Here is an 18,452-nt window from a genome sequence, read left to right as displayed (position 1 = left end):
CGCGGCCCCCCTCATGCCCCGGCCGGCACGGGAGCCGGCCGGCCGGGCAGCGCGCCCGTGCGGTGCAGTCGGGCGACGGCGGCGGCCGAGGCGAGTCCGAGCCCCAGGCAGCACGCCCACGGCAGCCATCCGGCGCCGGTACGCGCCCCGGTGTCCATGGCCCAGCCGATGGCGGCGTTGCCCAGGGCGGCCGCGAGGCCGGAGACGACGTAGAAGACCCCGAAGTAGGTGCCGGTGAGCCCGGACCGGCCGAAGGCGGGCACCAGTTCCATCACGAAGGGCTGGGCGGCCATGAGGCCGGTCTGCAGGAGCAGGGCGGCCACCAGCACCGGGAGCAGGGACAGCGCCGCGCCCGGCATGCCGCCCGGCTCCGGCGCCCGGCCGGCCGCCTGGAGCATGGGGGGTACGAAGGCGGCGGCCATCAGCGCGAGACCGGCGCCGATCCAGCCGGCCCGGCTGCCGCGCCGGCGCAGGGTCCGGGTGATGCGCAGCTGGAGTGCGAGTCCGGAGAGGGTCGCCACGAGGAGGACCGGTGCGGCGGCACCGTCCCATCCGGTGGCGAGGCGGGCGCCCTCGGGGAGCAGCAGATAGAGCTGGCTCTCCAGCGTGACCATGGCCACCATGGCCGACGCGAACGCCATGAACCTCCGGTTGCCCACGACTTCGCGCCAGTCGGCGAGGACGCTCGCGCGGCCGGGGGCGACCGGTACCGCAGGCAGGGTCAGGGCCTGGGCGGCGGTGAGGAGCGCGAAGAGCGCCGCCGCGGTCAGGGCCGCCGCGCGGAAGTCGACGAGGAGCAGCGCGCTGCCGATGAGGGGGCCGACGAGGGCCCCGGTCGTCGCGAACACGTTGAACAGGGCGAAGGCTTCGGCCTTGCGCTCGCCCGCCTCCTGCGCGAGGTAGGCGCGGACGGCCGGGTTGAACAGCGCGCCGGCGAGCCCGCTGAGCACCGAGGCGGCCAGCAGTACCGTCGTTCCGTCACCGAGGGCGAACAGGCCGAAGCCCACGGTCCGCAGGGCGCAGCCGGTGATGATCACGCCGCGTGCGCCGAGGCGGTCCGCCGCGGAGCCGCCGATGACGAAGAGGCCCTGCTGGCTGAGGTTGCGTACGCCGAGCACGGTGCCGACGGCTGCGGCGGACATGCCGAGGTCGCGGCTCAGATGGACGGCGAGGTAGGGGATGAGCAGGTAGAAGCCGGTGTTCACGCCGAACTGGTTGACCAGCAGGAGGCGGACGGCCGGGCTGAAGCCGCGTATCTCGCGCCGGATCGTCACGGCCGCTCCTCGTCGGGGTCGAGCGGCGGGTTCGGGCGGACGCCGAGTCCGGGAAGCGCTGCGGCGCGTACGGTGCCGTCGTCGCCGCCGATGCCGGTCCAGGGGTCGTGGGCGAGGAGGAGGTGTCCGTCGAGGTCGGTCCAGCGGGCGCGGTCGGCGAGGTGGACGGCGGGGGCGAGGCCGAGCGAACTGGCGGTGAGGCAGCCCAGCATGAGGTCCGTTCCGCTTCCGGCGATCAGGGCGGCGATGCGCAGGGCCGCGCCGGGGCCGCCGCATTTGGGGAGCTTGACGTTGATCCCGTGGACGCGGCCGGCGAGGCGGGCGGCGTCCTCGTACGAGACGGCGTCCTCGTCCGCGACGACGGGCAGCGGTGAGCGCGCGGCGAGGCGGGCCAGTCCTTCGGGGTCGCCGGGCGGGACCGGCTGCTCCACGGCCTCGACGCCGAGTTCGGCGAAGCGGCCGAGCAGCCGGGGCGCGGCGGACGGGCTCCAGCCGCCGTTCGGGTCGAGCAGCAGGCGTACGCCGGGGGCGGCGGCGCGTACCGCACGCACCCGTGCGAGGTCGTCCTCGGGATCGGTGGTCCCGGCCTTGAGTTTGAGGACCGTGAATCCGCGCTCCGCGAGGCGGGTGGCGAGGGCGGCGGCGTGCGGGGGCGCGGTGATGCCGATGGTCCGGGCGGTCGCGGCGGCGGGCGAGGCGGCGGCGCCGAGGAGCCGGTGGACGGGCTGTCCGGCGCGCCGGCCCGCGAGGTCGAGGAGCGCGGATTCGACGGCGGCCGTGACCGCCGGGGGCGTGCCGGGGGCGGTGTCGGGCAGGGCCGCGAGGGCGGTTTCCGGGTCGGGGAAGCGGGCCAGGGCGTGCGCGGACCGGTGCAGGCACTGGCGCAGGGTCGCGGTGTCGAGCCCGTAGTACACGCTGGTGACGGCTTCGCCGTGGCCGTGGAGGCCCTGGTGCTCGACGGACAGGACGACGGCGTGCCGGGCGGTCGTGGTGGAGCGGGAGATCCGCAGCGGCTCGGCGAGCCGCAGCCGTGTGGTGCGCAGGGTGCACTTCATCGGTGCTCCCGGGGGGCGTGCGGGATGCGGGCGGGGTCGGTGACGGTGGTGCAGCGGGTCCAGCCGGTGGCCTCGACCGCCTGCGGGTGGGAGATTTCGAGGGGGCGGGTCGCCGGGGTGGCCGTGCGCAGTCCGTGCAGGGTGGTGAAGCCGTCGTCGAAGACGCTGCCGAGGTAGCGGTGGGGGCCGTCCGGGAAGACGGTGACCACGACCGCTTCGGGGTGTACGCGGGCGGCCCAGGCGGCGACGAGGGCGACGGCGCCGGTGCTCCAGCCGCCGCTGACGAAGTTGTGCCGGGCGAGTCTGCGGCAGCTGTCGGCGGCCTCGGCGGGGCCGACCCAGTGGACCTCGTCGAAGCGGTCGTGGGCGACGTTGCGGGGGTGGATGCTGCTGCCCAGGCCGCGCATGAGCCGGGGGCGGGCGGGCTGGCCGAAGATCGTCGAGCCGGTGGCGTCCACGCCGATCAGCCGCAGCGCCGGCCACTGCCTGCGCAGCCAGGCGGCGGTCCCGGCGCTGTGTCCGCCGGTGCCGACGCTGCACACCAGCACGTCGACCCGGTCGAGCCGGCCGGCGATCTCGGCGGCGAGGGACGCGTAGCCCGCGGTGTTGTCGGGGTTGTTGTACTGGTCGGGCCAGTACGCGTCCGGCAGCGCGGCCAGCAGTTCGCGGAGCCGGGTCAGCCGGGCCGCCTGCCAGCCGCCCCGTTCGGCGGGCCGGTCGACGAGCTCCAGCCGGGCCCCGTGGGCGCGCAGCAACTGCCGCATGGACGGTTCGAGTTCGGTGTCGCCGACCAGGACGACGGGGTGGCCGAGGGCCTGGCCGGCGAAGGCCAGGCCGATGCCGAGGGTGCCGGAGGTCGACTCCACGACCGGTGCGCCGGGCAGGAGTTCGCCGCGTTCCTCGGCACCCCGGAGCATCGACACGGCGGCGCGTGCCTTCATGCCGCCGACGCCGAAGCCTTCGAGCTTGGCCCAGAAACCGGGGTGCGGGCAGGGCAGCGGTGCGGTGATGCGGGCGAGCGGGGTGCGCCCGACCAGGCCGAGCAGTTCGCGGTTGGCGGCGGGGCGCAGAAGTGCCGTGGTCACCGGGTGCCTCCGTACTGGTGGATGGTGCCGGGTCCGCCGTCGAGCCAGAAGAAGGGGTACGGCTCGGCGGACACGGCGGTGACTCCGGAGCCGATGAGGCGCGGCAGGACGGCGCTGCCCGTCTGGGCGAACATCACGAGCGGCTTGCCGTACCGCTGGGCGTGGGTACGGAACCGTTCGAAGCTGCCGTTGCCGAGCGTCATCCCGGAGGCGAGGACGGCGTCGCACCGGCCGAGCGGGCCCGCCGCGTCCGTGCGCACGGGTTCGTTCCACTCGGTGGTGCCGCCCTTGAGGTCGCAGGGTGTGTAGCGCAGCCCGCGCTCGCGCAGCGCCTCCAGGAGCGAGTTGACGACGCCGACGACGAGCACGGTGCGGCCGGGCGGCAGGTCGAGCAGGCCGACGACGGCGTGCGCCCTGGCCCGCGACTTCGCCAGCGAGTCGCCCGCAGGCAGTGGCAGCGACCGGGCGCCGGAGGCCGGGCCGTGCGGCAGGGCGTGCATCAGGACGGCGTCGAGGGCGGCGATCCGTACCGGCCGCAGCGGATGGGTGAGCAGCGTGGCGGCGTCCCTGCCGGCGCAGTCGTCGGCGGCGCTGTCGGGCAGTTCGCCCGGTTCGACGGCGCAGGAGCCGACCGCCCCGGCGATGCGCAGGCTCAGCACCTCGTTGCGGTAGCCGCCGGCGCGTCCGGAGTGCCGGACGGACTGGCGGGTGGTGAACGCGGTGCTGACGCGGAGGGTGCGCGGGTCGGGTCCGTACGCACCGGCCAGGACCCGGCACATCAGCTCCTCGCACGAGCCGGGGGCCGGGACCGGGGCCGGGGCCGTGGTGGGGTGGGCGGCGGCGGTCATCGGGCCACCACCCGGGGGCGCAGGCCCGACAGCAGCGCCTCCACGCGGGCGCGGGCGCCCGGTCCCGCGGGGTCGCCGGCCATCACATGCCCGAGGTAGCCGTTGTTGCTGCCGTCCGCGGTGACGCGGGTGCCGGGCGCGGCGAGGCTCAGCTCCAGCACGTCGCGGGCCCCGCCGACCGTGTCGCCGCCGTCGACGCCGTCCAGAACTCCCCCGGTCTCGGGCACCAGGAAGCCGATGGCGGCGCTGCGCAGGCCGGTGTCGTGGGGGCGCAGGTCCGGTTCCCGGCCGAGGGCGACGCCGACGCAGGCGGCGGTGATGTCGATGCCGGTCACATGCCGGACGAGTTCGGTGATGCGGTTGCCGGCCGGGCGGGGGTTGACCTCGACCACGCGGGGGCCGGTGGGCGTCAGTTTGATCTCGGTGTGCGCGACGACGTCGTCCAGGCCGAGCGCCTCGATCGCCCGCACCGCGGTGTCGCGGACGGCGCGGGCGTCCGGTTCGGTGAGCGCGGCCGGGAACATGTGCCCGGTCTCCACGAAGGCCGGGGCCCCGCCGACGCTCTTGTCGGTGATCCCGACGACACGGGTCGTGCCCCGGTGGGTGACGGTCTCGACGCTGACCTCGGGGCCGTGCAGCAGTTCTTCCAGCAGGACCGCGGGGTTGCGGCGCTGGCCGCGCGCGTTGACCGGGAAATCGGCGAGGGCGCGGTGGGCTTCGGCGAGCTGGGTCTCGTCGTCCACCCGGCGTACGAGCATTCCGGCGCACAGGTCGACCGGCTTGACGACCAGCGGCAGCCCGATCCTCGCGGCCGCCTTCGTGGTCTCGACCCAGTCGGCGCAGACCGCGTAGCGCGGTCCGGGCACTCCGGCCGCGGCGAGGACGTCGCGTGTGGCGTCCTTGCGGCAGGCGTTCTCCATCGCCTCGGGGTCCGGGCCGGGCAGGCCCAGCCGACGCGCGATACGGGCGGCCAGGGGGAGGTAGTAGTCGCAGGACGAGATCACGGCGTCGAACCGGAGTGCCCGGTGGGCCCGTTCGGCGAAGGGCAGCAGCCGGGCGGGGTCGTTGGTGGGGCCGGTCAGCAGGTGCCGGGCGCCGAGGAGCGGGTGCTGGGTGCCCTCGGGCGCCGCGCGCAGGTAGTGGTGCAGATCGCGGGTGAGGAAGGTGAATTCGTGCCCGCCTTCCCGGATGGCCCGTGGCAGCAGTCTGCTCATCGACCCGACCCAGCTCTCGACCATCAGCAGATGAGCCACAACTCCCCCTCTTGAACGCACGGTTGCAGGAATGCGGGCACACCTCGGCCCGGACGGCGGGCCGTGCGACCCGACCCGCCATACGTTAACGACAATCGTTTTCATTGTCATCTACGAGTTGTGGTCCGGGGCCGTCCACGGGTGGGTGGTTCGGTCGGAGTCGGGTGTCGTGCCACCGATTTGCGTACCTCCCGCAGGCGCGGTTGATTGGAATGAGGTACGTGTGCCGCCCGGCACCGGGCGGGTGGCCGCCGTGCGTGGTTCCGGACAGGGGTGAGTCCCGTGCTCTTCGCCGACCGTGCCGACGCGGGCCGGCGGCTCGCCGAGGCCCTTGACCCCCTCGCGCAGAGCGACCCGGTCGTACTCGGCCTGCCGCGCGGCGGAGTGCCGGTCGCCTTCCGCGTCGCCCAGGAACTCGGCGCGCCGCTCGATGTGATCGTGGTCCGCAAGCTCGGCGTCCCGCGCCATCCGGAGCTGGGCTTCGGCGCGATCGGCGAGGGCGGGGTGCGGGTCATCAGCGACGACATCGTGCGCCGGGCGGGGGTGTCCGAGTCCGAGATCGCCTCCGTCGAGCGGGCCGAGGAGGCCGAACTGCTGCGCCGGGCCCGGGCGTTCCGGGGCGACCGGCCGCGTATCCCGCTCGAAGGACGCACGGCGGTCCTCGTGGACGACGGCATCGCCACCGGCGCGACCGCGCTCGCCGCCTGCGCCGTGGCCCGTGCGCAGGGCGCCGCGCATGTGGTGCTGGCGGTGCCGGTCGCCCCGCCCTCCGCCGCGGCCCGGCTGCGGGAGGAGGCGGACGAGCTGGTGTGCCTGTCGGCGCCGGCCGGGTTCTCCGCGGTGGGCGAGTGGTACCGGGACTTCGGCCAGACCCCGGACGAGGAGGTCGTGGCGCTGCTGGCGCGGGCGGCGCGGCGGGCCGGGCCCCGGCCGGCCGGCGAGGTGCTGGTGAGGGCGGGCGGGGTGGAACTGCCGGGCACCCTGACCCCGCCCGGGGACACCGGGGCGCTCGTCGTGTTCGCGCACGGCTCGGGCAGCAGCAGGCACAGCCCGCGCAACCGGTCGGTGGCGGCGGCGCTGAACCGGGCCGGCCTCGGCACGCTGCTGTTCGACCTGCTCACCGCCGGCGAGGAGGCCGAGGGCGGTCATGTCTTCGACATCTTCGCCCTCGCCGGGCGGCTGGCCGACGCCGTCGCCTGGCTGCGGGAGCGCTCCGCCGGGCCCATCGGCGTGTTCGGCGCCAGCACGGGCGCGGCGGCCGCGTTGCAGGCGGCGGCCGTCGTCGGCGCGGACCGGGACACGGGTATCGGCGCGGTCGTCTCGCGCGGCGGCCGCCCCGACCTGGCGGGGGCCCGGCTGAGCCAGGTCCGCTCCCCCACGCTGCTCCTGGTGGGCGGCCGGGACTCCGAGGTGCTGGAGCTGAACCGCCGGGCGCTGGCCGAGCTGCGCTGCGAGAGCCGGCTCGACGTGGTCCCCGGCGCCACCCACCTCTTCGAGGAGCCGGGCGCCCTGGACGAAGTCGCCGAACGGGCCCGCGCCTGGTTCCTCGCCCATCTGGCGGAGCGGGGCCCGAGCCACTGACGTACGCGCGTCTCCCCCGGCGCACCGCGCCCGCGCCCGTGCCCTGCCGCTAGCGGCGTGCCAGTACGCCCCGGACGTAGGCGGCCTGGGCGGCGTGCTGGAGGTCGTCGGACAGGACGCTGACCAGCCGCACCCCGAGCGTGACCGGCGGGTCCCACGCCTCGTCCACCACGCGGTCCAGCGCATGGCCGTCGAGCTCGCCGAGGAAGGCGAGGGTGTGCGCGTGGACCGCGTCGTAGTAGCCGAGGAGCAGGTCGCCGGAGTCCACCCGGACGGCCGCCACCTCCTCGCTGCTCTGCCCGTAGCCGGTGGCGTCCGCGGCGAAGGGGAGGTCGAAGCGGCCGGCCCAGTCCCGGGCGGTCCAGAGCTGTTCGGTGCCGGCCGCGTCCGCGATGTGGTCGTCCTGGACGCGGGTGAGGTGCCAGACGAGCCAGGCGATCGAGTTGGCGCCGTCGTCGAGCCGGGCGTGGAGGTCGTCGGGCGCGAGGCCCTCGACGGCCTCGTGCACGGTCTCCTGGATGCGGGAGTAGCCCTCGGTCAGGATGTCTGCGACGTTCATCCCCTCACCATGGCCGCTGCCCGGCCCCGGCCGGGCACCGACACGCCCTGCGCGGGCCGGGTGCCGGCGGGGAGCTGCCCGCCGGCACCCGGCCGGGTCGCGGCCGCAGGTCCGGTGTCAGCTGTAGACGCCGAACTGCCAGAGCGAGTAGCCCCAGGCGGTGCCCCGCTGGGTGAGGGAGAGCTTCACATAGCGGGCGGTCGCGGCGACGTCGAGGTCGTCGGCGTCACCGTCGCCGCCGGTGGTGGCGTACACCGACCGCCAGGAGCTGCCGTCGTCCGACACCAGCACCTCGTAGGCCCTGGCGAACGCCGGGTCCCACACCAGCTGGATGTGGCGGAAGGACTTCCGCTCGCCGAAGTCCACCTGGATGTACTGCGGGTCGCTCCAGTCACCGGCCCACCGGGTGTCCAGCCGCCCGTCCGTCGCCATCGCCGGGGTGCAGGGGCAGCCGCTGCCGCCCGCCTGGGCGGAGGAGGCGGTCGTCGGGCGTCCGGCCGCGATGTCGGTCCCACTGACCGGGGGCACCACGACCTTCACGGACTTCGTCTCGATGCCGACGTTGCCGTGCCCGTCCTCGGCCTGGATGTAGACCTTCCACACGCCGAGCCGGGCGGGCGCGGTCACCGCGAAGGCGCCGTCGCCGGTCGCCCGCCAGTCGGCCTCCACCAGGCCCTTGTCGCCGGTGGCGTAGTTGCCGCTGAGATAGATCTTGTACGTGACCGGGTCGTTGTCCGGGTCGCGGACGTCGGCCCGGACGGCGAACTCCTTGCCGGCGGGCGCGCCGCCGGCGTTCTCGACGGTCATGCCGCTGATGACGGGCGGGGTGTTGTCCCCGGTGGTGGAGCCGCTGTACGCCTTCTTGAGGGCGTAGTACGACAGCCGCTTCCGGCCGTCCGGGACCACGTTGAACCAGACGCCGCCGAAGTCGTGCTCCGTGCCGTAGTGGAAGAGGGTGGCGCCGAGGGCGACGCCCCGGTGCGCGGTGACGCAGTTCCACGCCCGGGTGTAGCCCTCCGCCTTCTGTACGTCGGTGGGCTCGTCCGGGACGCCGTTGGCGTCGTCGGGCACCTCCCATTCACCGGCGGGGCCGCCCTCGGTGATGAGGTAGGGCTTGGTGTAGCCGCCGGACTCCCAGGCCGCGCGGACGCCGCAGATGTCGCCGTAGGCGTTGACCGAGTAGAGGTCCAGGTCGGGGGCGTTGCGCCGGTAGTAGGGCCAGGCGCCGACCCAGGCGTCCGTGGAGGTCACCGGGTGGTCGGGGTCGATGGTGTGGATCTTCTTCGCGACGTCGTTGACGAAGGTGGTGTACGCGTCGCGCTGCTTCTCCAGCGCGTCGCCGCTGTAGCAGTTCTGCAGCCCGAGGACCGACTCGTTGCCGACGTTCCACATCAGCACGCCGGGGTGGCCCTTGTACGCGTCCACCCACTTGGCGAACTCGGCGAGGGAGGCGGCCTTGTAGGCGTCGTCGGTCAGGTAGTCGACGCAGCCGCCGCTGCCCGGACCGCCGCCCGGCTGGAGCCAGAAGCCGCTCACCACGCGGATGCCGTTGGCGGCCGCCGCGTCGAGCAGGGGCCCGGAGGTGCCGTCGGTGCCCCAGGTGCGGATGGTGTTGACGCCCATCGCCTTGAGATCGGGCAGGTAGCGCGCCGCGTCGCTGACGGACGGGCCCCAGGTGAGGCCCTTGACCTGGTACGGCCTGCCGTCCACGGTCAGCGCCCAGTCGCCCTGCGAGCCGGTGACGCGGACGGTGCCGCCGCTGCCCGGACCGGGATCGGTGGCGCCGGTGGTGCCGTACACCTGGAACTCCCACAGGGAGTAGCCGTAGCCGCCGGGGCGGGCCGTGCCGTACATCCTGACGTACCGCCCGGAGCCGGTGACCGCCAGTTCGTCGGTGCCGCCGTCGCCGTCGGTGACGGTCTTCAGGGTGCGCCAGTCGGAGCCGTTGTCGGATGCCTGGATCTCGTACGCCTTGCCGTAGGCGGACTCCCAGGTCAGGACGACCCTGCTGAGGTCGGCGGTGGCGCCGAGGTCGACCCGGAGCCACTGGGGGTCGCCCCACTCGCTGGCCCAGCGGGTGCCGGGATCGCCGTCCACGGCGGCGGACGCCGCGTAGCCGGCGCCCTCCGAGGAGGAGGCGGTGGCGGGCTTCCCCCGGGACAGCAGGGTCTCGGCGGCTTCGGAACGGGGCGCGGTCAGCAGGACCAGCGACGAGGCGAACAGGGCGAGGAGGGTGAACAGCAGCGTGCCCGTGCGTGGTCGCGCGGGCAGGACTGAGCCGGCTCGGTACACATTCTCTCCTGGCGGAAGGGTGCGGGACGGCGTCCCGGAAACAAGTGGGAGAGCGCTCTCCCGAGAGAGTGACGTGTACCCGTCCAGGTGTCAACGATCAGGACGCGCCCGCTTCCGCCGGACGCGCGCGAGGGGGTTGCGGGAGCAGCCGGAGGGTTACGGGAGCGGGGTCCGCCCGGCCCCGGCCGCCGGCTCCGCCGCACGCTCGCCGGACCCGCCGATTCCGGCGGCCCGCGCGGCGGAGTGCAGCGAGCGCAGCGCCAGCAGGAGGAACCCGATGTCGTCCAGGTAGACCGGGTCCGGCAGCAGGTCCACCGGCGACACGGTGTAGAGCACCGCGGCCCAGACCAGCGCCTTGTTGTGCAGCGGGACACCGGCGTCGGCCAGCAGCTTCCTGGCCTTGAGGACCCGCACCACCAGCACCCCGACCGCGGCCAGCATGAGCAGCACGAGGACCGCCGCGATGATGAGCCAAGCCGTGGTGTCCATGCGTTTCATACTCCACCAGGCGGGTGGCGAAAAGCTAACGGGCGCGGCGGCGGCTGCGGCGCTTCAGGGCACGCCGTTCGCCCTCCCCGAGGCCGCCCCAGACGCCCGTGTCCTGATTGTTGTCCAGCGCCCACCGCAGGCATTCCTCCTGTACGGGGCAGCGCCGGCACACCGCCTTCGCCTCCTCCACCTGGACGATCGCGGGTCCGGTGCTGCCGATCGGAAAGAACAGATCCGGGTCGGCTCCGCGGCAGGCCGCGTGCATGCGCCAGTTCTCCATGGACTCTCACTCCTGATGGTCGTGTGCGTCGCGTTTCGGTCGGTACGCTGCGGGTGACCGGCATTTCGCCTCCGAAACCCCCGCAGGTTCCCCTTCGCATGCCTCGAAGCTGCGGGGCCGGTGGCTCAGGGGCGACCATGGGAGACGCGGGCCTGGTCGGGCACGGTGACGGCAGGGGAAGGATCGTCGGTGGGCGGCACTGATGACATGCGGATCGACTGGGGCGAGGATCGCCGGGCAGGCGCGCGCCGGTCGTCCGAGAGCGGTCTGCTCGACGTCCTCGGAGTCGCGGCGCTCGTCCTGGACACCCGCGGCCGCATCGTCCTGTGGAGCCCGCAGGCGGAACGGCTGCTGGGCTACTCCGCCGACGAGGCGCTGGGAGAGTTCGCCGCCCGGGTCCTGGTGGACGAGGAGCACTTCGAGCTGGTGCTGCGCCTGTTCGGCGAGGTCATGAGCAGCGGCGAGGCCTGGGCGGGGGTCTTCCCCGTACGGCACAAGGACGGCACCACACGACTGCTGGAGTTCCGCAATATGCGGTTGCAGGACGATCGGGGCGACTTCTTCGCCCTGGGCCTCGCGGCGGACGGCGATGTACTGCGCCGGGTCGAACGGAATCTGGCGCTTTCGGTGGGCCTGGTCGACCAGTCGCCGATCGGCCTCGGGGTGCTGGGCCCCGATCTGCGCTTCCTGTCCGCCAACGCGGCACTGGAGCGGATGGACGGGGTGAGCGCCGCCGGGCACCTGGGCCTGCGGATCGGCGAGGCGCTGCCGTTCCTGGGCCCGGACGACCCGGAGGCGATGGCGCGGGAGGTCCTGGACAGCGGTGAGCCCCGGGTCTCGCGCGAGATGGTGGGCCGCAGCCCCGCCGATCCGGAGACCGAGCGCGCCTGGTCCGTTTCGCTGTACCGGCTGGACGACTCGGGGGGCCGGGTGCTGGGCATCGCGGTGTCGCTGATCGACGTCACCGACCGGCATCGCGCGGCGGACGAGGCGGAGCGGGCCCGCCGGCATCTGGCGCTGATCGCCGACGCCTCGGTGCGTATCGGCACCACGCTCGACCTCCAGCAGACGGCCCGCGAGCTGGCCGAGGTCACCGTGCCGCAGCTCGCCGACGCCGCCGCGGTGGACCTGCTGGACCATGTGCTGAAAGGGCAGCCGGGGCCGAGCGAGGGCCCGCTGCTCTTCCAGGCCCTGGCGATCGTCTCCGTCCGGCCGACGCCCGCCGACGAGGCGGCCGACCCGCTCGGGTCCGCCGCCCGCTACGACGCCGACCGCCTGGCCACCCGGTGCGTACGGACGGCGCGCCCGGTCCGGGAGCCGTACCTCGACGCGCAGAAGATCCTGCTCATCGCCCGCGACGAGGACTCGGCGGCCCTGCTCGCCGAGTCCGGTGCCCACTCCTACCTGGCGGTGCCGCTGATCGCCCGGGGCGAGGTGCTGGGCGCGATCGACTTCCTGCGGATGGACAATCCGCTGCCGTTCACCGCGGAGGACGAGGCGCTGGCCCTCGAACTGGCGGGCCGGGCCGCGGTCGCCATCGACAACGCCCGGCTCTACCGGCAGCAGCAGGAGACGGCGCTGACGCTCCAGCGCAGCATGCTGCCGCGCAACCACCACGATCCGGCGGGCCTGGACGTGGTGTCCCGCTATCTGCCGGCCGCCTCGCGCTACGAGGTCGGCGGCGACTGGTTCGACGTGATCGGGCTGCGCGACGGCCGCACCGCTCTGGTGGTGGGCGATGTGATGGGCAGCGGCATCGACGCGGCCACCACGATGGGCCGGCTGCGCACCGCCACGCAGACGCTGTCCCGGCTCGCCCTGGAGCCCGCCGAGGTGCTGGGCCATCTGGACGAGATCACCACGGATCTCGACCCGTGGTTCGCCACCTGCGTCTACGCCGTGTACGACCCGAAGGCCGGGCGCTGCCGGGTGTCCACGGCCGGCCATCTCCCGCCGGTGCTGATCCCCGAGGGCGGGGACCCGGTGCTCCTGGATCTGCCCGCCGGGGCGCCGCTCGGGGTGGGCGGGGTGCCGTTCACCGATGTGACGGTGCCGCTCGGTCCGGGCGACCGGCTGGTGCTGTACACGGACGGGCTCGTGGAGACCCGCGACGACGACATCGACAGCCGGCTCGACACGCTGCTGGGGCTGCTGCGGCAGCCGGACGCCTCGCTCGGCGCGACCTGCGACCGGCTGCTGCGCGAGCTGCGCAACCCGGGGGACCACGACGACGTCGCGCTGCTGATGGCCCGCGTCCACACGTGAGGGCGGGCGGTGGCGCCGTCCGCGCCGCCGCCCGCCGTCGTCGGAGGGTCAGTGCCGGCAGCACCTGCGCCGGGTGGGGCGGCGGGGGCCTCCGGCGCCGAGGAAGCCGAGGCCGATGCCGAACATCCAGGCGTCCTTGGCCAGCGGTACGCCGTCCTGGCTGGGCCGCAGGCTGCCGGACTCCCGCATGCCGGGGACCCGCAGATAGAGGCCGAGGAGGCCGCCGGAGAACCCGGTGAGGGCGAGCCCGGCGAGCCTGGTCGGCACGAACGGGGCCAGCAGGGTGGCGCCCACCGTGATCTCCGACCAGGCGAGCAGCCGGGTGAACCGGGTGGCTTCGAGCTTGCCGAGGAACGGGTAGGCCGTGCTGGCCATGCCGTGCAGCCCCTGGGCGGTCGCCTCGTCGGCCTTGAGCTTGCCGAGGCCGGAGTTGAGGATGAACGCGCCGGTGGCGAGGCGCGGCGGAATATCGCGCGGTTCGGGCAGCGGCATCATGGCGTGAGCCTCCACGGATCAGGTTGTCGGCCCCCGATCGAGCATAGCCAGCGGCTCCTCCTGGCGCGCGCAGAGAACGCCGCCGGGCCCGGCCCGGCGCTGGGCGATACTGATCACGGCGGGTACACGAGAGGGGGCTCAGTGGTCCAGCAACAAACGGAATACGACGTCGTGGTGGTAGGCGGCAGCGGGGTGGACACGATCGTCCGCGTCGATGCCCTCCCGGTGCCACTGGCCGATTCGGTGATGGTCGGTCCGATCCAGGAGTGGCCCGGCCACACGGGTGGCAATGTGGCGCTCGGTGCCCGTGCGCTCGGGCTGGACGTGGCGTTCCTCGACTGTGTCGGCGACGACTGGATCGGTGCGCAGGTGCGCGAGCGCCTCGCGAAGGGCGATGTGGAGTTCCACGCGGTGATCTCCCCGGCCGGGACGCGGCGGGCGGTGAACCTGGTGGACGCGACGGGCCGGCGGATGTCGTTCTACGATGCCCGCGACCCGGAGGACCTGCGGATGCCGCGGGACTTCTATCTGCCCCGGCTGCGCGCGGCCCGCCATGTCCATCTGTCGATCATGAACTTCGCCCGGTTCCTGTTCGACGACATCGAGGCGCTGGGGGTGCCGGTCTCCACGGATCTGCACGACTGGGACGGGATCGGTGACCACCAGCGGGAGTTCGCGCTCCGGGCGGACCTGGTGTTCTTCAGTGCGGCGGCGACCGGGGAGCGCACCCCGGCGGTGATGCGGGAGATCCTGCGTGCGGGCCGGGCCGCGACGGTGGTCGCCACGGCGGGCGCGGAGGGCTCGTACCTCCTGACGCGCGACGGCGGCGAGGAGCCGGTGCACGTCCCGGCGGTGGCGCCGCCGGCCCCGGTGGTCGACAGCAACGGGGCGGGCGACGCGTTCGTGACCGGTTTCCTGTACGGGAGGCTGGCGGGGCGGGAGCCCTTGGAGTGCGCCCGGCTCGGGGCGGTCGCGGGCGCTTACGCGTGTACGGCTCCGGGCTCGACGGCCATGATCGGCCGGGCGGAGTTGCTGGGGGCGTAGCGACGGCGGGCGCCCCGGCAGCCGGAGTCTCCGGGTGCCGGGGCGCCTGTGCGCGCGTGACCGCGCGGTGCTACTTCAGGTACGGGCCGTCGGCGCCGATCCTGCCGGGGCCGTTGAGCACGTAGACGCGGAGGTTGCCCTTGCCGGGGGCGGCGACGGTGAGCCTGCCGTCGGTGACGACCTTGGTGTCTCCGGTGACGGCGTCCTTGTAGGTGCCGTTGGGGATGCCGGTGTAGGAGGCGCCGCCCGTGACGGTGACCAGGGCGAAGCTGTCGGTCGATCCGCTGGTGTAGCGGCGCTTGTACGCCATCTGGCCGCTGATGCCCTCGGTGGAGTACTGGCCCATCTGGAGGGCGGGCACGGCCCGGCGGATCTGGTTGAGCCGCTGGAGGTGCTTGACCAGGGGCTTGCCGAGGGTGTTGGCGACCTCGCCGGAGGCGGAGTCCACGCGGGAGAACTCCGATGAGGTGACGCTGCCCGCGAGGTGGTCGCCGTAGTAGGCGCGGCCGGTGGTGGCCAGCGGGCAGGAGGGGCCGCAGTCGATCTTCTTGCCGGCCTGGAACTCGATCTCCGATCCGTAGTAGAGGGTGGGGATGCCGCGGAAGGTCCACATCAGGGACATGTTCTCGGCCCAGGCGTCGGTGCCTCCGGCGTAGCGTTCGCTGCTCTTGTTGGGGCCGTAGTCGTGGCTGTCGACGTAGACGACGTTGTAGGTGGCGTCGTTGGTCGAGTCGTCGGAGTCCTTGCCGTTGTTGTAGGCGTTGGTGGCGTCACCGAAGTTCATGTGCATGCGCATGTCGATGATGTTCATGCCGGAGAACTGGCTGTGGTCCGGGGCATGGTAGGTGTTGCCGTCCAGGAAGGCGTTGGTGGAGGTCGGCTGGTTGCCGGTGCCGAGCTTCTCCTCGTACTCGTACATCTCCAGCGCGGCCTTGGCGTCGTCGGCGTCGTACTCCTTGCGTTCCTTCCAGGTGAAGAACTGGGCGGAGTGGTTGACCGAGCCGCGGTTCCACTTGTCGTTGACGAAGGCGCCGACCTCGCCGAAGACGAAGAAGTTCTTCGCCGCCTCGGCTCCGAACCGCTGGGTGACGCGTTCCTGGATGGCGGGCAGGAAGCGGCGGTTCCAGGTGGTGCGCGGGATGTGCACGGCGGTGTCGACGCGGAAGCCGTCGACGCCCATGTCGATGTACTTGTTGTAGGCGCCGATCAGGTAGTTCTGCACGGGTGCGGACTCGGTATTGAAGTCGGCCAGGTCCTCGTGCAGCCAGCAGGAGCGGGAGTCCTCGCCCTCCCAGTTGCCGAGCCAGCAGTTGTGGTAGTACTCCTTCGGGAACATGCCCGATGTCGGGTTGGGCCACTGGCAGTTGTAGATGGTGTAGCCCTCGGCGGACCTGCCGCCGGTGGGCTTGCCCCAGTTGAGGCAGGTGTTGCCGGCGGGTTCGGCCGTGGACCACAGGTCGCCGTTGTAGTAGGACTTGCCGCTCTTGGGGTCGACGGTCAGGCCGTCGTACTCGAAGCCCTCGTTCTTCTCGTCGTAGTACCAGCTCCACTGGGTGTCGCGGACGCCGTAGACGGTGGGCGTGAACAGGCCCTTGGCGCCCCAGCGCGAGGAGTGGTTGTAGACGACGTCCTGGTAGATCTTGATGCCCTTGGCGTGGGCGGCGTTGATGAGGTCCTGGTAGGAGGCGCCGGCGGACTCCAGGCGGGGGTCGACCTTGTAGAAGTCGTAGCCGTGGTAGCCGTGGTAGTCGTAGTCGGAGCGGTTCAGGACGACCGGGGTGATCCAGATCGCCGAGAAGCCGAGGCCCTTGATGTAGTCGAGCTTGTTGACCAGGCCCTTGAAGTCACCGCGGAACATGGGGTCGTTGTTGGCCGCGTTGCCGGACTTGACGTGCTGGCTGCCGCCCCGGTTGTTGCCGCTGTCGCCGTCGTTGAAGCGGGCGGTCAGGACGAAGTAGATGGGGTCCTTGCGGGGGTCGGTGCCCAGTGGCTCGCCCTGGGCGGCGGCGGGCGGCTTCTTGCCGGTGGTGGCCTTCGCGGGCGCGGAGGCGGCGGAGGTGTTGCCGGCGGCGTCGATCGCCCTGACGGTGTAGGTGTATGTGGTGTTCTCCTCCAGTCCCGACTCGGACAGCACGGTCGAGGTCACATCGGTGACGACGCTCCCCCTGGTGCCTCCGGTGCGGGTGACCTGGTACTTCGTCACCTTGTTGTTGTCGGTGGCGGGTTCCCAGCCGAGGACGACGGCCACTCCGTCGGCCTTGGCGGTCAGGCCGGTGGGGGCGGTCGGCGCCTCGGTGTCGGCGGGTTCGGCGGCGCACGGGTCCTTGGCGTCCTTGACGACCGTCCGGTCCTTGACGGTGCTGAGGCCGGCCGGGATGGTGTAGTCGCCGCCGTTGTTGTTGTCCCAGACGCCGTTGCCGTTGTTGAACGCGGCCTTCATCGAGGTGGCGGTGCCGAGGTCCACCGTCTTCCTCACCCAGCCGGTGCAGGCCGGTTCCATGCCGATGCCGGGCACGGCCGTCCAGGAGCCGCCGGCGGGCCGGTAGTGGAGGTTGGTGGTGGTCCAGCCGACGGTGGCCGTGGAGTAGTAGACGGACGCGGTGTGCGCGTCGTCGGTCGGGGTGGGGCTCGGGTCCGGGTCGCCGCTGCCCGCGCAGGGGTCGCTGTGGGCCACCACGCCGTCCTTGACGGTGATGGTGCCGCTGCCGAGTGCGTAGTTCCGGCCCCCGTTGTTGTCCCAGACGCCGGAGCCGTTGTTGAAGGTGGCCTGGAGGCCGTCGGCGCCCGAGAGCGGGACGGTCTTCTTGACCCAGTCGGTGCAGGCGGCCTCCATGGCCACGCCGGGCACGGTGGTCCAGGAGCCGCCGTCCGGCGCGTAGTGCAGGTTGTAGGCGGACCAGTTCTTCGTCTTGGTGTAGTAGAAGACGGTCGTGGTGGTGTCGGTGGCCGCGACGGGCCGTGCGTCCAGGCCGGGGGCGTCCGGCAGCGCGGTGAGCAGCGCGCCCACGGCCGCTGCTGCGGCGGCGGACGCCAGGGTGCGTCTCAGCAGCCGGTGAGGGGTGCGTTTCATGGTGTCTCCAGGGAAGGGCCACGGAGGCGGCGAAGCCGTGGCGTCCGGGGCACGGGAGTTGGGGTCCGTGCCGTACCGCGGGAGACCCTGACGCGCCTCAAGGTCCGAGCGAACGGGAAAGCATCCGGCTGAAACGACAGCCGGAATGTTGCTGAAATCTTTTGCAGAAAGGAAGCTACCGGCACATGACAATGCCGTAAAGAGGCTGGGAGCCCTCACCTCTCCCGGTCCCCGGGCGGGTTCAGAACGGCACGGTCAACTGCGCCCGGATGTGCGCCCGCAGCACCCCGGCCATGTCCGTCGCACCGTCGCTCAGCAGCCACTGGATCTGGAGCCCGTCCATCAGCGCGATCAACTGCCGGGCCGCCGCGTCCGGATCGATGTCGTCCCGCAGCATCCCCTTCGCGCGGGCCTCCGCGTAGGAGACCTCCGTCGTACGCACCGAGTCCCGGTACCGCTCGACGAAGTAGCCGTGGGCCGGGTGGTCGGCGGCGGTGGCCTCGGCCGACAGCACGCAGAACAGCTCCACGATCCCCCGCCGCCCCGCGTTCAGCTCCGCGAGGCCGACCAGGCGGCGCAGCCGGTCCACGCCGGTCGGCCGCCCCTCCTCCAGCCACTGCCCGTCCAGCGCGTCGCGGTGCTCCAGGACGGCGAGCAGCAGAGCCTCCTTGGCCGGGAAGTGGTGGAGCAGTCCGGGGTGCGAGATGCCGCAGCGGGTGGCGATCACGCGCAGCGAGGCGCCCCGGTAGCCGGCCTCGCCGAACATCGCCATGGCCTGGTCGAGGATCTCCTCGCGCCTGGCCCGTCCCTTGGCGTATCCACGCCGTTCCTCGCCGGTCACTCGGCTCGCTCCCCGGTCGTC

General features: G+C 73.1%; 15 protein-coding genes. 3 read left to right on the top strand and 12 right to left on the bottom strand.

Annotation, left to right across the window (positions count from 1 at the left end):
* Positions 1-11: 11 nt before the first annotated feature.
* The 5 genes from OG710_RS28830 to OG710_RS28810 are packed head-to-tail and all read right to left on the bottom strand — an operon-like array spanning position 12 to position 5,515.
* On the bottom strand, positions 12-1,274 hold the full coding sequence (locus OG710_RS28830) for an MFS transporter (RefSeq protein WP_330241974.1): 1,263 nt from the start codon (positions 1,272-1,274) through the stop codon (positions 12-14).
* Positions 1,271-2,329, bottom strand: coding sequence for an enolase C-terminal domain-like protein (locus OG710_RS28825; protein WP_330241973.1), 1,059 nt, complete (start codon positions 2,327-2,329; stop codon positions 1,271-1,273). Before OG710_RS28825 ends, OG710_RS28830 begins: the two co-directional genes overlap by 4 nt.
* On the bottom strand, positions 2,326-3,414 hold the full coding sequence (locus OG710_RS28820) for a PLP-dependent cysteine synthase family protein (RefSeq protein ID WP_330241972.1): 1,089 nt from the start codon (positions 3,412-3,414) through the stop codon (positions 2,326-2,328). Before OG710_RS28820 ends, OG710_RS28825 begins: the two co-directional genes overlap by 4 nt.
* Positions 3,411-4,262 carry a Rossmann-like domain-containing protein gene (locus OG710_RS28815; RefSeq protein WP_330241971.1) on the bottom strand — a complete coding sequence of 284 codons (852 nt, stop codon included), beginning with the start codon at positions 4,260-4,262 and terminating at the stop codon, positions 3,411-3,413. The genes OG710_RS28820 and OG710_RS28815 overlap by 4 nt, the downstream gene beginning before the upstream one ends.
* Positions 4,259-5,515 carry an ATP-grasp domain-containing protein gene (locus OG710_RS28810; RefSeq protein WP_330241970.1) on the bottom strand — a complete coding sequence of 419 codons (1,257 nt, stop codon included), beginning with the start codon at positions 5,513-5,515 and terminating at the stop codon, positions 4,259-4,261. The genes OG710_RS28815 and OG710_RS28810 overlap by 4 nt, the downstream gene beginning before the upstream one ends.
* 282 nt (positions 5,516-5,797) lie before the next feature.
* On the opposite strand from OG710_RS28810, the gene OG710_RS28805 reads away from it, so the two are divergent.
* Positions 5,798-7,096, top strand: a complete 1,299-nt coding sequence (locus OG710_RS28805; RefSeq protein ID WP_330241969.1) for a phosphoribosyltransferase — start codon at positions 5,798-5,800, stop codon at positions 7,094-7,096.
* Positions 7,097-7,145: 49 nt separating this feature from the next.
* Here OG710_RS28805 and OG710_RS28800 read toward each other — a convergent pair whose 3' ends face one another.
* From OG710_RS28800 to OG710_RS28785, 4 genes are all read right to left on the bottom strand, one after another.
* Entirely contained in the window at positions 7,146-7,655 is a 510-nt protein-coding gene (locus OG710_RS28800; protein WP_330241968.1) for a mycothiol transferase, read from the bottom strand.
* Positions 7,656-7,772: 117 nt separating this feature from the next.
* Positions 7,773-9,947 carry a discoidin domain-containing protein gene (locus OG710_RS28795; protein WP_330241967.1) on the bottom strand — a complete coding sequence of 725 codons (2,175 nt, stop codon included), beginning with the start codon at positions 9,945-9,947 and terminating at the stop codon, positions 7,773-7,775.
* A gap of 156 nt (positions 9,948-10,103) precedes the next feature.
* Positions 10,104-10,436, bottom strand: a complete 333-nt coding sequence (locus tag OG710_RS28790; protein WP_330241966.1) for a YkvA family protein — start codon at positions 10,434-10,436, stop codon at positions 10,104-10,106.
* A 34-nt stretch (positions 10,437-10,470) separates the two neighbouring features.
* Entirely contained in the window at positions 10,471-10,716 is a 246-nt protein-coding gene (locus tag OG710_RS28785; RefSeq protein WP_330241965.1) for a WhiB family transcriptional regulator, read from the bottom strand.
* A gap of 207 nt (positions 10,717-10,923) precedes the next feature.
* Between OG710_RS28785 and OG710_RS28780 the strand changes: the two genes are divergently transcribed.
* Complete coding sequence (locus OG710_RS28780; protein WP_330242370.1) at positions 10,924-12,981, top strand: SpoIIE family protein phosphatase; 2,058 nt, start codon at positions 10,924-10,926, stop codon at positions 12,979-12,981.
* A 48-nt stretch (positions 12,982-13,029) separates the two neighbouring features.
* Here OG710_RS28780 and OG710_RS28775 read toward each other — a convergent pair whose 3' ends face one another.
* Positions 13,030-13,476: a hypothetical protein gene (locus OG710_RS28775; RefSeq protein ID WP_330242369.1), complete on the bottom strand. Its 447-nt coding sequence runs from the start codon at positions 13,474-13,476 to the stop codon at positions 13,030-13,032.
* Positions 13,477-13,647: 171 nt separating this feature from the next.
* Between OG710_RS28775 and OG710_RS28770 the strand changes: the two genes are divergently transcribed.
* Positions 13,648-14,520, top strand: a complete 873-nt coding sequence (locus tag OG710_RS28770; protein ID WP_330242368.1) for a carbohydrate kinase family protein — start codon at positions 13,648-13,650, stop codon at positions 14,518-14,520.
* 70 nt (positions 14,521-14,590) lie between these two features.
* On the opposite strand, the gene OG710_RS28765 is transcribed toward OG710_RS28770, so the two are convergent.
* Positions 14,591-17,590, bottom strand: coding sequence for a carbohydrate binding domain-containing protein (locus OG710_RS28765; protein ID WP_330241964.1), 3,000 nt, complete (start codon positions 17,588-17,590; stop codon positions 14,591-14,593).
* 241 nt (positions 17,591-17,831) lie between these two features.
* Positions 17,832-18,431, bottom strand: coding sequence for a TetR/AcrR family transcriptional regulator (locus tag OG710_RS28760; RefSeq protein ID WP_330241963.1), 600 nt, complete (start codon positions 18,429-18,431; stop codon positions 17,832-17,834).
* Positions 18,432-18,452 lie beyond the last annotated feature (21 nt).

This window comes from Streptomyces sp. NBC_00525 (genome assembly GCF_036346595.1).
In the GTDB taxonomy this organism is placed as follows: domain Bacteria; phylum Actinomycetota; class Actinomycetes; order Streptomycetales; family Streptomycetaceae; genus Streptomyces.
The sequence above is the reverse complement of the archived record's forward strand: the minus strand, read 5'-3'. Positions and strand labels throughout refer to the sequence as shown.

What these genes read in the sequence shown, in the direction of transcription:
- OG710_RS28780 (WP_330242370.1), top strand. Translation starts at nt 10,924, where the DNA reads ATGCGGATCGACTGGGGCGAGGATCGCCGGGCAGGCGCGCGCCGGTCG.
- OG710_RS28825 (WP_330241973.1), bottom strand. Translation starts at nt 2,329, where the DNA reads ATGAAGTGCACCCTGCGCACCACACGGCTGCGGCTCGCCGAGCCGCTG.
- OG710_RS28815 (WP_330241971.1), bottom strand. Translation starts at nt 4,262, where the DNA reads ATGACCGCCGCCGCCCACCCCACCACGGCCCCGGCCCCGGTCCCGGCC.
- OG710_RS28800 (WP_330241968.1), bottom strand. Translation starts at nt 7,655, where the DNA reads ATGAACGTCGCAGACATCCTGACCGAGGGCTACTCCCGCATCCAGGAG.
- OG710_RS28785 (WP_330241965.1), bottom strand. Translation starts at nt 10,716, where the DNA reads ATGGAGAACTGGCGCATGCACGCGGCCTGCCGCGGAGCCGACCCGGAT.
- OG710_RS28775 (WP_330242369.1), bottom strand. Translation starts at nt 13,476, where the DNA reads ATGATGCCGCTGCCCGAACCGCGCGATATTCCGCCGCGCCTCGCCACC.
- OG710_RS28790 (WP_330241966.1), bottom strand. Translation starts at nt 10,436, where the DNA reads ATGGACACCACGGCTTGGCTCATCATCGCGGCGGTCCTCGTGCTGCTC.
- OG710_RS28765 (WP_330241964.1), bottom strand. Translation starts at nt 17,590, where the DNA reads ATGAAACGCACCCCTCACCGGCTGCTGAGACGCACCCTGGCGTCCGCC.